This is a genomic window from Pseudomonas sp. GL_103, assembly GCF_057835175.1.
Map to the genome: position 1 here is coordinate 4,464,900 of NZ_CM174420.1, position 12,957 is coordinate 4,477,856.

At 60.2% G+C, this 12,957-nt stretch carries 12 protein-coding genes; 9 read left to right on the forward strand and 3 right to left on the reverse strand.

The annotated features are described in order from the left end of the window. Positions 1–386 precede the first annotated feature (386 nt). The 9 genes from AC3IP0_RS19945 to AC3IP0_RS19985 all read left to right on the forward strand — a co-directional run bounded on the left by AC3IP0_RS19945 (position 387) and on the right by AC3IP0_RS19985 (position 10,437). Positions 387–1,301, forward strand: a complete 915-nt coding sequence (locus AC3IP0_RS19945) for a GDP-mannose 4,6-dehydratase (RefSeq protein ID WP_489319806.1) — start codon at positions 387–389, stop codon at positions 1,299–1,301. Further along, positions 1,298–2,269: a GDP-mannose 4,6-dehydratase gene (gene gmd / locus AC3IP0_RS19950; protein ID WP_429392502.1), complete on the forward strand. Its 972-nt coding sequence runs from the start codon at positions 1,298–1,300 to the stop codon at positions 2,267–2,269. Before AC3IP0_RS19945 ends, gmd begins: the two co-directional genes overlap by 4 nt. 3 nt (positions 2,270–2,272) lie before the next feature. Continuing rightward, positions 2,273–3,715 carry a mannose-1-phosphate guanylyltransferase/mannose-6-phosphate isomerase gene (locus tag AC3IP0_RS19955; RefSeq protein WP_489316721.1) on the forward strand — a complete coding sequence of 481 codons (1,443 nt, stop codon included), beginning with the start codon at positions 2,273–2,275 and terminating at the stop codon, positions 3,713–3,715. Then, positions 3,716–4,513 (forward strand): ABC transporter permease, encoded by a 798-nt coding sequence (locus AC3IP0_RS19960; RefSeq protein ID WP_489316722.1) that lies wholly within the window; start codon positions 3,716–3,718, stop codon positions 4,511–4,513. After that, on the forward strand, positions 4,513–5,766 hold the full coding sequence (locus AC3IP0_RS19965; protein ID WP_489325716.1) for an ABC transporter ATP-binding protein: 1,254 nt from the start codon (positions 4,513–4,515) through the stop codon (positions 5,764–5,766). The genes AC3IP0_RS19960 and AC3IP0_RS19965 overlap by 1 nt, the downstream gene beginning before the upstream one ends. Then, positions 5,763–7,130: a glycosyltransferase family 4 protein gene (locus AC3IP0_RS19970; protein ID WP_489325718.1), complete on the forward strand. Its 1,368-nt coding sequence runs from the start codon at positions 5,763–5,765 to the stop codon at positions 7,128–7,130. The genes AC3IP0_RS19965 and AC3IP0_RS19970 overlap by 4 nt, the downstream gene beginning before the upstream one ends. Continuing rightward, complete coding sequence (locus AC3IP0_RS19975; protein WP_489316725.1) at positions 7,114–8,244, forward strand: glycosyltransferase family 4 protein; 1,131 nt, start codon at positions 7,114–7,116, stop codon at positions 8,242–8,244. Before AC3IP0_RS19970 ends, AC3IP0_RS19975 begins: the two co-directional genes overlap by 17 nt. Further along, on the forward strand, positions 8,245–9,375 hold the full coding sequence (locus AC3IP0_RS19980; protein WP_489316726.1) for a glycosyltransferase family 4 protein: 1,131 nt from the start codon (positions 8,245–8,247) through the stop codon (positions 9,373–9,375). A gap of 144 nt (positions 9,376–9,519) precedes the next feature. Then, a complete protein-coding gene (locus tag AC3IP0_RS19985; RefSeq protein WP_046043224.1) occupies positions 9,520–10,437 on the forward strand; it encodes a LysR family transcriptional regulator in 918 nt (305 codons plus the stop codon). Here the strand turns inward: AC3IP0_RS19985 and AC3IP0_RS19990 are convergent. From AC3IP0_RS19990 to AC3IP0_RS20000, 3 genes are read right to left on the reverse strand one after another with little or no spacing between them, the layout of a single operon-like run. Beyond that, on the reverse strand, positions 10,434–11,045 hold the full coding sequence (locus AC3IP0_RS19990) for an RraA family protein (RefSeq protein WP_489325720.1): 612 nt from the start codon (positions 11,043–11,045) through the stop codon (positions 10,434–10,436). The two genes, AC3IP0_RS19985 and AC3IP0_RS19990, sit on opposite strands and share 4 nt — an antisense overlap. Continuing rightward, a complete protein-coding gene (locus AC3IP0_RS19995) occupies positions 11,038–11,430 on the reverse strand; it encodes a RidA family protein (protein WP_489325722.1) in 393 nt (130 codons plus the stop codon). The genes AC3IP0_RS19990 and AC3IP0_RS19995 overlap by 8 nt, the downstream gene beginning before the upstream one ends. Positions 11,431–11,448: 18 nt before the next feature. Next, entirely contained in the window at positions 11,449–12,828 is a 1,380-nt protein-coding gene (locus AC3IP0_RS20000; RefSeq protein ID WP_489325724.1) for an MFS transporter, read from the reverse strand. Between the last annotated feature and the right edge of the window lie 129 nt (positions 12,829–12,957).

The window sequence follows — 12,957 nt, forward strand, 5'->3', positions numbered from 1 at the left end:
CGCTATGACGGGGAGGATACGGTTCGAGTCAGTGTTTACTGGCGCTCGCCCATCGTCTTGCTGCCCGTCTTCGTTCTTGTTTTAGTGGTCAGTTTCTCGCAGTTTCGAAACGACGCTGCCGAACCCCGGGTAATCGTGACGAGGGGCATTCTAACCACATCCGTTGAGGATTCGTGAACCGCCCGACGAGAATAAATCAGGCTACGCTGACGAGAACTGATCGGTCACGATTGGACCTGTTGAAATTGCCGAGCAAATGGCACAGATTGACCACCAAACAACTACAACAAACATTTCATCTGTCTTTGCGAGCGATCCTGTTGATTCGTGAGACCCTTCCATCAGGTCTATAGGACTGGATGAAATGTATGACCGGGGGGTCGCTGTTGAAAAAACGTCTGTTTGTCACGGGCCTGACTGGATTCACAGGGCAACACATCCAATCGCGTTTGCAGGCCGATGCCTCGGAATGGGAGCTTCTGCCTGTTCCTTGCCGCTACGATCTCGCCGCGCCGGACAGCCTCGAAGGCTTGTGGCCGCAAATGCCCGATGCGGTGATTCACCTGGCGGGCCAGACTTTCGTCCCGGAGGCCTTTCGTGATCCGGCGCGCACCCTGAACATCAATCTGCTGGGCACCCTGAACCTGCTGCAAGCCCTCAAGGCGCGCGGATTCACCGGCACGTTCCTGTACGTCAGCTCCGGTGATGTCTATGGCCAGGTCACTGAAGCCGATTTGCCCATCACTGAATTGCAACCACCCTGCCCGCGCAACCCATATGCCGTAAGCAAACTGTCGGCAGAGTTCCTGAGCCTGCAATGGGGCCTGAGCGAAGACTGGCCCGTACTGGTTGCCCGCCCGTTCAACCACATCGGAACCGGGCAGAAAGACAGCTTCGTCATCGCCAGCGCCGCACGTCAGATCTGCCGGATCAAGCAAGGCCTGCAAGGGCCACAACTGGAGGTCGGGGACATCGACGTCACGCGCGACTTCCTCGATGTCGGGGACGTGGTCTCGGCCTACCTGGCCTTGCTGGAAAAAGGTACGCCGGGGCAGGTCTACAACATTTGCTCGGGACGCGAGCAAAGCATTCGCAGTTTGATCGAACAGCTGGCAGATCTTGCCCAGGTCGACCTGCAACTGGTCCAGGACCCTGCGCGCCTTCGCCGCGCGGATCAGCGTCGGGTGTGTGGCAGCCCTGCCAGGCTGGCCCAAACCACCGAATGGAAGCCTGAAATCACAACACAACAATCCCTGCGGGCGATCCTGTCCGACTGGGAGAAGCGAGTACGACAAGAATGACTAAAAGTGCATTGATCACAGGTATCACCGGCCAGGATGGCGCTTATCTGGCGAAACTGTTGCTCGACAAGGGCTACAAAGTCCACGGCCTGGTGGCGCGTCGCAGCAGCGACTCGCGCTGGCGCCTGCGCGAGATGGGAGTCGAGGCGGACATCGTCTACCTGGACGGCGATATGGCCGATGCCTGTTCAGTGCAGCGCGCGGTGATCAAGTCGGCGCCGGACGAGGTCTACAACCTCGCTGCGCAAAGCTTTGTCGCGGCCTCCTGGGATCAACCGGTGACCACCGGCATCGTCGACGGCCTGGGCGTTACCCACCTGCTCGAAGCGATCCGTCAGTTCAGTGCGCACACGCGTTTCTACCAGGCGTCGACCAGCGAAATGTTCGGCCTGATCCAGGCCGAGCAGCAGGACGAGAACACGCCGTTCTATCCACGCAGCCCTTATGGCGTGGCCAAGCTGTACGGCCACTGGATCACCGTGAACTACCGCGAAAGCTTCAACCTGCACGCCAGCAGCGGCATTCTGTTCAACCATGAATCACCGCTGCGCGGCATCGAATTCGTGACGCGCAAAGTCACCGACGCCGCCGCCCGCATCAAGCAGGGCAAGCAGCAGGAACTGCGCCTGGGCAACATCGACGCCAAACGCGACTGGGGCTTTGCCGGGGATTACGTCGAAGCCATGTGGCTGATGCTGCAACAGGACAAGCCCGACGACTTCGTGGTGGCCACCGGCGTCACCACCACCGTGCGCGAGATGTGCCGGATCGCCTTCGATCACGTGGGCCTGAACTACCGCGATTACGTGAAGATCGACCCGGCGTTCTTCCGCCCGGCCGAAGTCGAAGTGCTGCTCGGCAACCCGGCCAAGGCCCAGCGTGTGCTGGGCTGGAAACCAAAAACCGATCTGGATACCTTGATCCGCATGATGATGGATGCGGACATGAAACGCGTCGCCAAGGAGTAGGCCATGCTGATTCCCGTGATTCTCTCCGGCGGTGCCGGGACCAGGTTGTGGCCGGTGTCGCGTGAAGGCCATCCCAAACCGTTCATGGCCTTGCCTGACGGCCAGTCGCTGTTGGGCAAGACCTATCGGCGTGCCGCGGACCTGCTCGACGGCTGGGGCGATATCGTCACGGTGACCAACCGCGAGTACTACTTCCAGAGCAAGGATCACTTTCGGGACGCGCACCTGGGCCGTCATCGCGGGCACTTCCTGCTGGAGCCGACGGGTCGCAATACCGCGCCGGCCATTGCCGCCGCCGCCCTCTCCCTCCAGGCCCTGCATGGCGATGACGCGATCATGCTGGTCATGCCCGCCGACCATCTGATCGTCAATGTCGACGCGCTGAAGGACGCAGTCGAGCATGCCGTGACATTGGCCAGGCGCGGTCACCTGGTGACCTTCGGTGTCGTGCCGACCGCTGCGGAAACCGGTTTTGGTTACATTGAAGCCGGCACATCGCTGGACGATAAAGGCGCTGCCAGCGTGCGGCGCTTCGTCGAAAAACCCGACCTGCAAACCGCGACTCATTACCTGGAAAGCGGCAACTTCCTGTGGAACTCCGGGATGTTCTGCTTCTCGGTCGCCAGCCTGCTGGCCGAACTGCAAACCCATGCGCCCGCCTTGCTGGAGCAGACGCAGACCTGCATGGCCGCCAGCGCTGCGGTGGAAAACGCCGGGAGCCTGCAACAGGAACTGTCACCGGCCCTGTTTGGCGAAATCATGGAGATTTCCATCGACTACGCGTTGATGGAACGCTCCGACAAGGTGGTCGTCGTGCCGGCCCGTTTCGACTGGAGCGACATCGGCTCCTGGGGTGCGGTGGCTGCGCTGGTACCGGCGGATGCACAAAACAACCGCGCCGTCGGCGAGTCGATTTTCATCGACAGCCACAACAATTTCGTCCAGAGCGATAACCGTCTGGTCGCGACCGTGGGCGTGGATAACCTGATCATCGTCGACACCGCCGACGCGGTGCTGGTGGCCCACGCCGACCGCGCCCAGGATGTGCGCCGGGTGGCCAGGCAACTCAAGGACAAAGAGCACGAAGCCTATCGCCTGCACCGTACGGTCAGCCGGCCATGGGGCACCTACACCGTGCTCGAGGAAGGCCCGCGCTTCAAGATCAAACGCATCGTGGTCAAGCCCGGCGCCAAGTTGTCGCTGCAGATGCACCATCATCGCAATGAACACTGGGTGGTGGTCGAAGGCATGGCCAAGGTCACCAACAATGGCACCGGCACGCACCTGGTGGCCAAGAACGAATCGACCTTCATTGCTGCCGGTCACAAGCATCGCCTGGAGAATCCCGGCGTGATTGACCTGGTGATCATCGAAGTGCAAAGCGGCGAATACCTGGGAGAGGACGACATCGTCCGCTTCGAAGATCAATACGGCAGGACGGATTGAATGCTGCTTTCCCTTTACCGCACGCTGAGCAGCTATCGAGGGTTCATCCTCGGTAGCGTCCAGCGAGAGTTTCAGGCGCGTTATCGCAATTCGTTGTTCGGTGCCCTGTGGACCGTGCTCAATCCGCTGTCGATGATCATTGTCTACACCGTGATTTTTTCCCAGATCATGCGCGCGCGTTTGCCAGGGGTAGATGACGGCATGGCCTACAGCATCTACCTCTGCGCCGGGTTGCTGACCTGGGGCTTGTTCGCAGAAATCACCGTGCGCAGCCAGAACATGTTTCTGGATAACGCCAACCTGCTGAAAAAAATCAGCTTTCCACGAATCTGCCTGCCGGTGATCGTGCTGTTGAATGCCGGTATCAACTTCGCAATCATCATCGGCTTGTTCCTCGGCTTTCTGTTGGTCACCGGTCGACTACCTGGCCTGGCACTGTTGGCGCTCATTCCTCTGTTGGCGTTACAGGTGATGTTCTGTGCCGGGTTGGGGATTATTCTTGGCGTATTGAATGTGTTTTTTCGCGATGTCGGGCAATTTTTCGCCATCTGTCTGCAATTCTGGTTCTGGTTGACGCCAATCGTTTACCCGATGAGCATCCTGCCCGACTGGGTGCAGCGCTTGCTGCAATTCAACCCCCTGACCAACCTGATCACCAGCTACCAGAACATCTTCCTGTACGGCCAATGGCCCGTCTGGAGTTCGCTGCTGCCGATCATGGTCGCCAGCGTATTGCTCTTCGTCATCGGCCTGCGGCTGTTTCGGCAGAGGGTCGGTGAAATGGTGGATGAACTCTGATGGGGCACATACGCGTCACCGGCCTGGGCAAGGCCTATAAACAATACCCTACCCGCTGGAGTCGACTGGTTGAATGGCTGGTCCCGTTCTCGCCGATCCGCCATCACCAGCACTGGGTGCTGCAGGACGTGGCCTTCCAGATTGCCCCCGGAGAATCGGTGGGTATCGTCGGGGTCAATGGCGCCGGCAAAAGCACCTTGTTGAAGATGATCACCGGCACCACCCAACCCACCTGCGGCACCATTGAGCTCGAAGGCCGCGTCGCCGCCCTGCTGGAATTGGGCATGGGTTTCCATGCGGACTTTACCGGCCGCCAGAATGCGGTCATGGCCGGGCAACTGCTGGGTATGCAGGTCGAAGAAATACAAGCCTTGATGCCGGAAATCGAACGTTTCGCGGAAATAGGCGACGCCATCGACCATCCGGTACGCACCTATTCCAGCGGTATGCAAATGCGTCTGGCGTTCAGCGTGGCCACCGCGCGGCGCCCGGACATTTTGATCGTCGACGAAGCACTGTCGGTGGGCGACGCCTATTTTCAGCACAAAAGTTTCGACCGCATCCGCAGTTTTCGCAAAGCCGGTACCACGCTGTTGATCGTCTCCCATGACCGCTCGGCGATTCAGTCGATCTGCGACTCGGCGATCCTCCTGGAAAACGGCCACATGGCCATGCACGACACACCCGAAACCGTCATGGATTACTACAACGCCCTGCTCGCCAAGCGTGAAGGCCAGACCGTGCGCCAAGAAGCGCTCGCAGGCGGCCAGGTCAGTACCATTTCGGGAACGGGTGAAGCCAGAATTTTGACCGTGCGCTTGCTCGACAAGCATGAACGCTCCATCGACGCCGCCGAAGTCGGCCAGCCGGTCGTGCTGGAGGTGAATGTCGAGGTTCGCCAGGACATCGAACGGCTGGTACTGGGCTTCATGATCAAGGATCGCCTGGGCCAGGCCATGTACGGCATCAACACCCATCGCCAGGATCAGGCGCTGACCGACTTGCAGGCTGGCGAGCGCGTGACCTATCGCTTTGCTTTCGTCATGGGGCTGGGCAAGGGTAACTATTCCGTGGCGTTGAGCCTGTCACGCCTGGATTCGCACCTGGACCGCAACTTCGAGTGGCGCGATTACGGGCTGGTGTTCCATGTGATCAACAACCGCCAGGAAGATTTTGTCGGCTGCTCGTGGCTCGGCGCGAAGACCACCGTCACGCGCTCGAGCGCGCCGGTCACCTCGGGGAGCACGCCATGACGCGTCTTTTGGTGGAATGCACGCACGTATTCCAGCACCCCAAGGTCAATTCGGGCATTCAGCGGGTGGTGCGCAACGTCGTCAACCAGCTACCGGAATCGGTCGACGGTGTTGAATGCATCCCGGTTGTGATGCTCAAGGGCAAACTCTATCGGGTACTGAAACTCGGTGCGCTGAACATTCCGTTTTTCGATGCCTTGATGATCTTTGGTGGACGACTTGGGCGCTTGGCCCACCGCTTCTGGCAACTGCATCAGCGCTTGCACAACCGAAGCAACTCGCGGGTGATCAAGCGTTTGCTGCACGTGGCCTACCGGGTGACAGCGGTCACCTGTTTCAGCCTTCCGCTGCGTGCGATCGAGGGCATCAACCAGTATCAACTGCCCAAACGCTGCACGCCGCTGCAGCACCAACCGGGGGATCAACTGGTGCTGCTGGATTCATCCTGGCACACCGATTTTTTCCCGTTTGCCGAACAACTCAAACGTGAAGGCGTGGGCATCGTTTCGGTGATTTACGACCTGGTTCCCGTGACGCATCCGCAGTTTTACGACACGCGGCTGGTGCAGGTTTTCAACGAGTGGTTTGACTGGATCACCAAAACCGCCGATGGCTATGTGGCCATTTCCGCCACGGTGCGCGATCAGGTGCGTGATGAATTGCAGCGCCGCCTGGGTCCTGCCAAGGCCAGTGAATTGTGGTTCGACTATTTCCACCTCGGCTCCGAACTGGACCTGAGCGAAGCCACGACCGCCGTCGAGCCGCGCCTGACGCGCATTTTCAAAACGCCGGATCCTGTTTTTCTGATGGTCAGCACCATCGAGCCGCGCAAGAACCACGACTACCTGCTGGATGCCTTCGAACGGGCCTGGGCGGCAGGCTCAAATGCCCGGCTGTGCATTGCCGGACGAGTCGGCTGGAAATGCGATGCACTGCTGGCCCGGGTCCGTAATCACCCACAGCTGAACCAACGACTGTTCATGTTCAATGACCTGAGCGACACCAGCCTCGAACATGCCTACACCCATGCCAGCTCACTGGTGTTTCCGTCTTTTGTGGAAGGCTTTGGCCTGCCGCTGGTAGAAGCCATGCAGCGTGGACTGCCGGCCATGGGCAGCGACATTGCGGTCTTTCGCGAAATCGGCGGCGAGTTCATGGCGTACTTCGATCTGGCCGAGCCACAAAGCCTGGCTGATCTGGTCATTCGTTTCGAGAGCAGCGGTCAATTCCCGGCCACTCGCGACGTCGCGGACTGGCGCTGGATCGGCTGGCGTGAAGCCAGTGCGCAATTGGCCGAACGCACCCTGCGCAATCTCTCGGACGTGCCGCTCGTACAAGAGAGGCAACATGCGCATTGCCCTTAACGCCCGCATCCTCCAGGCGCCGCGCACCGGCATCGGCCACTACGTCGCCGAACTGGCGAACGCCCTGGCGGGTGAACCGGATATTGAACTGGTGCTGTTTCATGGCTGGGGCTGGAGTGCTGTGCTGCCTGAAGCGGCCATGCCCGGTTATTCCCGACTGACGCCATTGCTGCGGCAGATTCCGGGGGCCTATCAGGCCCGACGGTGGCTGGAGCAGAAACGCTTCGATCAAGGCCGCGCGCAAGCCATCGACCTCTACCACGAACCGAGTTTGTGGCCGCTGTCGTTCGACGGCCCGACAGTCATCACCCTGCATGACCTGACTCACCTGCACTATCCCGAAACGCAGCCACCGGCGCGCTTGCGAGAAATCGAACGGCGCGTGGCCGACGGCGTGCGACAGGCAAGCCTGATTCTTACCGACTCACAGTTCATTGCTGACGAAGCCCAGATGCATTTCGGGTTACCGGCCGAGCGATTTGTCGTCGCACCGCTGGGTGTAGCCGCGCGTTTTCACCCGCGGTCCCCCGAGGCTATCGACGCCGTACTCAAGACCCATGGCGTCGAAGCGCGGGAATACTTCCTCTGTGTCGGCACCCTGGAACCGCGCAAGAACCTGACCCTGGCCCTGCGCGCCCACGCCCGATTGCCGGAATCAGTCCGTCAGCGTTTTCCATTGCTGATCGTCGGCATGGCCGGCTGGCAGCGCGAGCAATTCAGCGAAGAATTGCATCAAGCGCTGGCCTGCGGTCATGTCTGTTTGCTCGGTTATCTGCCTGACGAGCACGTTGCGCAGCTGTTGGCCGGTGCCCGGGCATTGATTTTTCCGTCGATTTACGAAGGTTTTGGCCTGCCGGTGCTGGAGGCCATGGCCTGCGGCACGCCGGTCATTCTGACCAGACGCTCGGCCATGCCCGAAGTGGCAGGCTCTGCGGGTAACTATGTTGAACCGGATGAAACCGACGGCTTGCGCGATGCAATGAGTCGTCTGATCGAGGATCTAGCGCATTGGCAGGCATGCCGAGAAGCCGGATTGCTACAGGCAAGGCTTTTTACCTGGGAACGCTGCGCGCAAGTCACGGCCAGCGCTTACCGCCAGGCAATGGGAGGTTGAATGCGAGTTCTTCATTTTTTCAAGACGTACCTGCCTGACTCGGTTGGCGGGATCGAACAAGTGATTTTCCAGTTGTGCGAAAGCGGTGCCCTGCACGGCGTTGAAGGCAAGGTACTGACACTCAGTGCCGATCCGACACCGCCGGTGATGCAGATCGCCCAACATGAAGTCCATCGAGCCAGACTCGACATTCAGTTCGCCTCCACAGGGTTTTCCTGGAGCGTCTTCAAACAGTTTCGCGAGCTGGCAGCCGAGGCCGACGTGGTCAATTACCACTTCCCATGGCCGTTCATGGACCTGGTGCATTTCGCCAACGGCCTGAACAAACCCAGCGTGGTGACGTACCACTCGGACATTATTCGCCAGAAACACCTGCTCAAACTTTACCGGCCGCTGATGAATCGCTTTCTGCACAGCGCCGACCGGATCGTCGCTGCATCGCCCAATTACCTGCACACCAGTGATGTGCTGCAACAGTTTCAGGACAAGACCCGAGTGATTCCCTATGGACTGAACAAGGCAGGTTACCCACAGCCTGACAGTGATCGAACGGCCCACTGGCGGCAAAAACTCGGCGACAAGTTTTTTCTGTTTGTGGGTGTGATGCGCTACTACAAAGGTTTGCACATCCTGCTCGACGCCCTGAAGGACCTGGATTACCCGACAGTGATTGTCGGTGCCGGCCCACTGGAAGTAGAGCTGCATGCCCAGGCGGCCGCCTTGGGTTTACGCAATGTTCACTTCCTCGGGCGTCTGGGGGACGAGGACAAAGTGGCGCTGCTGCAACTGAGCTACGCCATCGTGTTCCCATCGCACCTGCGCTCCGAAGCATTCGGCATTTCGCTGCTGGAGGGCGCGATGTATGGCAAGCCGATGATCTCCAGTGAAATTGGCACTGGCACCAGCTACATCAACATCCATAACGAGACCGGGCTGGTGGTGCCACCGAGTAATCCATCGGCGTTTCGCGAGGCGATGCGCACGCTTTGGGAAAACCCGGCGCTGGCGGCGCAAATGGGCGAGAAAGCGCAGGCCCGTTATCAACATCTGTTTACGGCGGACGAAATGGGCCGCAAATGGGCAGCGCTGTATGAGGAACTGCTGGACGAAAAAGCCCTCGCCTACGCATGAGATTTTTTTGCAGATCCGAGTTGCCTCTGCTGCTGCGCTCCAACAGTGTTACGATCCCGCGACTGCAGATTTTCCATGGCTTGCGCACGATGTGTGCAAGCCGTCGACTCTCCCTATTGGCCCCTGACTTTCTGCTGACCGCCTATGCAACGCCTGCTCAATGACCGCCTGGACTGGAACCTGCTGCGCACCTTTCGGGTGATTGGCCAGGAGCAGAGCATCAGCCGCGCCGCCGCCCGCCTGCACCTGACGCAACCGGCAGTGAGCCAGGCACTCAAGCGCCTGGAAGAACAACTGGGCCGCCAACTGATTGCCCGTCGCGGGCCACGTTTTGCCCTGACTGAAGTCGGCGAGCAGATCTTCGCCCTGGCCGGGGAAATCTACGGGCAAATGTCCCAGGTCAGCAGCGTGCTGGAACAACCGGCCGACGAAGTGATCGGCAAAGTGCGGTTGCTGATCATCAGCCGGATCTTCTCCGAGCGCTTTGATGACTTCCTCGCCGACTTCCATCGCCAGTACCCGCGAGTGGATCTGGAAGTCGATGTGATGCGCAGTTCCGACATCGTCAGCGCCCTCCAGGAAAAAACCGCGACCCTTGGCCTGAGCCTCAATCGGCGCCCGCAGCCACGCCTGGAGCAGCGCTTGTTCCTGCGTCAGCGCTATGCGTTTTTCTGCGGCAAGCACCATGGAATGTTCGGTCAACAGGACGTCGCCGAAGGGGATTTGCAGCGGGAGAATTTCGTCAGTTTCACCAGCGACCAGATCGGCGGCATGCTCTCGCCGCTGACGATTTTCCGCGATCAGCAGGGTTTCAGTGGCCGCATCGTCGCGTCCTCACCGAGCCTGGAGGAAGTCCGGCGACTGGTGATCGCCGGCTTCGGTATCGGCTGCCTGCCCGAGCACGTGGTGGCGGCGGACGTCGACGCCGGATTGCTCTGGCGCCTGCCGCCCCACGAAGGTATTGCCGATGTCGACATTCATTTGCTGTGGAACCGCGAACAGCGCATGAGCCGGGCCGAGACGATCTTTCTCGAAAGCCTGCAGCAACGGCTGACGGACTAAACGCGCAAGACCTGCGCCACCGACTCACCGGCCTGCAAGCGTTCGAGCAAGCGCGGCTCGGCGCGATCCGAGGCCAGCGCCTGCTCGATCACAGCCACCGCCGATGCCGTGTCGAGAAACAACACGCCGTTGTCGTCCGCCAGCACCCAATCCCCCGGTTGCACCGTTACCCCGGCACAGTGGATGGACTGATTGATGGCGCTGTCCTCGCGACCGTGCAGCTTGGTGGTCAACAGGCTGGTGCCTCGGGCGAACACCGGCAAACCGGCCTCCCGCAGTTCCAGAAGATCGGTCACCGCACCGTCCACTACAATACCCACAGCCCCGGCACAGCGCGCCGCGCAACTGGTCACCGCACCGACCGCCGCGTGCCGATGATCGCCACCGGTGTCGATCACCAGCACGTCGCCCGGCCTGATTTGCGCCAGGGCCCGGTTGACGGCGATGGCATCGGCGCCCAGCAGTTTCAGGGTCAATGCACGGCCAACGACTTTGACATTGGGCACCATGGCCCGCAGTTGCGGATCGGCAAAACCCTCTTCGAGAAAGTGCCCGAGGGTCGGAAAGCTCACCGCCTTGAGCTGTTCGATCAGTTGCGACTCATCCATGTTGCGGCTCCCCGGCAATCAGTTCGGCAACGCAGTCGATCTCCAGCGACACGCCCCACAGCGCCACGCACACCGTGGTGCGCGCCGGTGGCGCATGGCCGAGGAACTCGCGGTACACGGCGTTGAACGGCTCCAGTTGCGCGGGATCGGTCAGGTAGGCGTTGACCTTGATCACGTGACTGAAACCGGAGCCCGCCTCGATCAGGATCGCTTCGAGGTTGCGCAAGGTTTGCCGTACCTGCTCGGGGAAATCAGCGGGCTGTTCGTCGAGACTGCCTTGGGCTGGAATCTGCCCGGCGGTGAACACCAGGTGGCCGCTGACCACGGCCTGGGAGTAAGGGCCGACCGGGCCGATGTAGCCCGGGGCCGATTGAACTCTGCGCATGTTGTAGAACTCCAGATGTCAGGCCGTAGCCGATTTGAAGGGTTTGCCGGGGACTGGATCGTCTGTCGGGACGACGCTGGGGATTTCTCTGATGTCCTTCTTGAAGGTCTCGGTCAACAGCAACAGTGCCACCAGGGAAATCAGTGCCGCACCGATCATGTACCAGGCCACCGACGAACCTTTGCCCGTCGCGGCCAGCAATGCGGTGGTGACGATGGGCGTCGCCGCGCTGCCGAGCAGGCCGGACAACATGTAGCTGATGGACAACCCGGAATAACGCACCCGGGTGCCAAACAGTTCGGCGAGGAAGGTCGCGATCGGCCCGTAGTTGGCGGCGAACGCTGTCATCAACAACAGGTAACCGAACACCACCATCGACAGCTCTTTGGTGTCCATCAGCCAGAACATCGGGAACGCCACCAGCGCTTCGGCGATGATGCCGCCGACAATGATCGGCTTGCGGCCGAAGCGGTCCGAGAGCGCGCCGAACACCGGCAACATGACGATGCACCAGGCGCAGGACAGCAGCACCACACCGAGCATCACGCTGCGGCTGAAGCCGAGATTCTGCGTGCCATACGTCAAGCCGAACGCCACGATAATGTTGAACGAAGCACCCGTGGACATGGTGGCAATACCGCCCAGCACCACTTGCTTCCAGTACTTGCGGAACACTTCCGCCAGCGGCATTTTCACTTGCACTTCGGCTTCCTTGACCTTGTTGAAGGCCGGGGTTTCCGAGATGTTCAAGCGGATGTACAAGCCGACGGCGATCAGCAACACGCTGGCCAGGAACGGAACGCGCCAACCCCATGCCAACAGATCCTCCGGGGACAGCCACGCCGCGATCAACAGAAAGGCCAGGTTGGCAATCATGGTCCCGGCCGGTACGCCGATCTGCACCCAGGAACCGTACAAGCCGCGCTTGTTGGCCGGCGCATGCTCCACCGCCATCAACACCGCCCCGCCCCACTCGCCACCCAGTGCCAGGCCTTGCACGACCCGCAGCAGCAACAACAGGATTGGAGCCCAGATGCCGATGGTCGCAAAGTCAGGCAACAAGCCGATGGCGAAGGTGGCCGCGCCCATGGTCAGCAGCGAGATCAACAACATCGACTTGCGCCCCAGGCGATCACCGAAATGCCCGAACAACGCCGCACCGACAATCCGCGCCAGATACGCCGAAGCGAACGTGCCGAACGCCAGCAGCGTTCCGATCAGCGGCACGAAATCCGGGAAGAACACTTTGTTGAACACCAGCGCCGAAGCCGTGGCGAACACGAACAAGTCGTACCACTCCACGGTGGTGCCGATCACACTGGCCACCGCGACTTTTTTCATGCTGATTGCAACTTCTGGTGGTGCGCCGGACTTTTCTGCGGACGATAGATCGCTCATCACTGTCTCCAGGAATTCTTCAAGAACTCGTTATTTAATTGTTTTGACTGGCAGTAAAACGGTTGAGGCGAAGGTTGTTGTTATGGCTCGCCCAACTGAGCGGGAGAGTTCGCAGGGCACTTTTTATTG

Bases quoted from the DNA above. Each gene is read 5' to 3' on its own strand.
- AC3IP0_RS19965 (WP_489325716.1), top strand. From the start codon at position 4,513: ATGGGGCACATACGCGTCACCGGCCTGGGCAAGGCCTATAAACAATAC.
- AC3IP0_RS19995 (WP_489325722.1), bottom strand. From the start codon at position 11,430: ATGCGCAGAGTTCAATCGGCCCCGGGCTACATCGGCCCGGTCGGCCCT.
- AC3IP0_RS19960 (WP_489316722.1), top strand. From the start codon at position 3,716: ATGCTGCTTTCCCTTTACCGCACGCTGAGCAGCTATCGAGGGTTCATC.
- AC3IP0_RS19980 (WP_489316726.1), top strand. From the start codon at position 8,245: ATGCGAGTTCTTCATTTTTTCAAGACGTACCTGCCTGACTCGGTTGGC.
- AC3IP0_RS19985 (WP_046043224.1), top strand. From the start codon at position 9,520: ATGCAACGCCTGCTCAATGACCGCCTGGACTGGAACCTGCTGCGCACC.
- AC3IP0_RS19970 (WP_489325718.1), top strand. From the start codon at position 5,763: ATGACGCGTCTTTTGGTGGAATGCACGCACGTATTCCAGCACCCCAAG.
- AC3IP0_RS19955 (WP_489316721.1), top strand. From the start codon at position 2,273: ATGCTGATTCCCGTGATTCTCTCCGGCGGTGCCGGGACCAGGTTGTGG.
- AC3IP0_RS20000 (WP_489325724.1), bottom strand. From the start codon at position 12,828: ATGAGCGATCTATCGTCCGCAGAAAAGTCCGGCGCACCACCAGAAGTT.
- AC3IP0_RS19990 (WP_489325720.1), bottom strand. From the start codon at position 11,045: ATGGATGAGTCGCAACTGATCGAACAGCTCAAGGCGGTGAGCTTTCCG.
- gmd (WP_429392502.1), top strand. From the start codon at position 1,298: ATGACTAAAAGTGCATTGATCACAGGTATCACCGGCCAGGATGGCGCT.
- AC3IP0_RS19975 (WP_489316725.1), top strand. From the start codon at position 7,114: ATGCGCATTGCCCTTAACGCCCGCATCCTCCAGGCGCCGCGCACCGGC.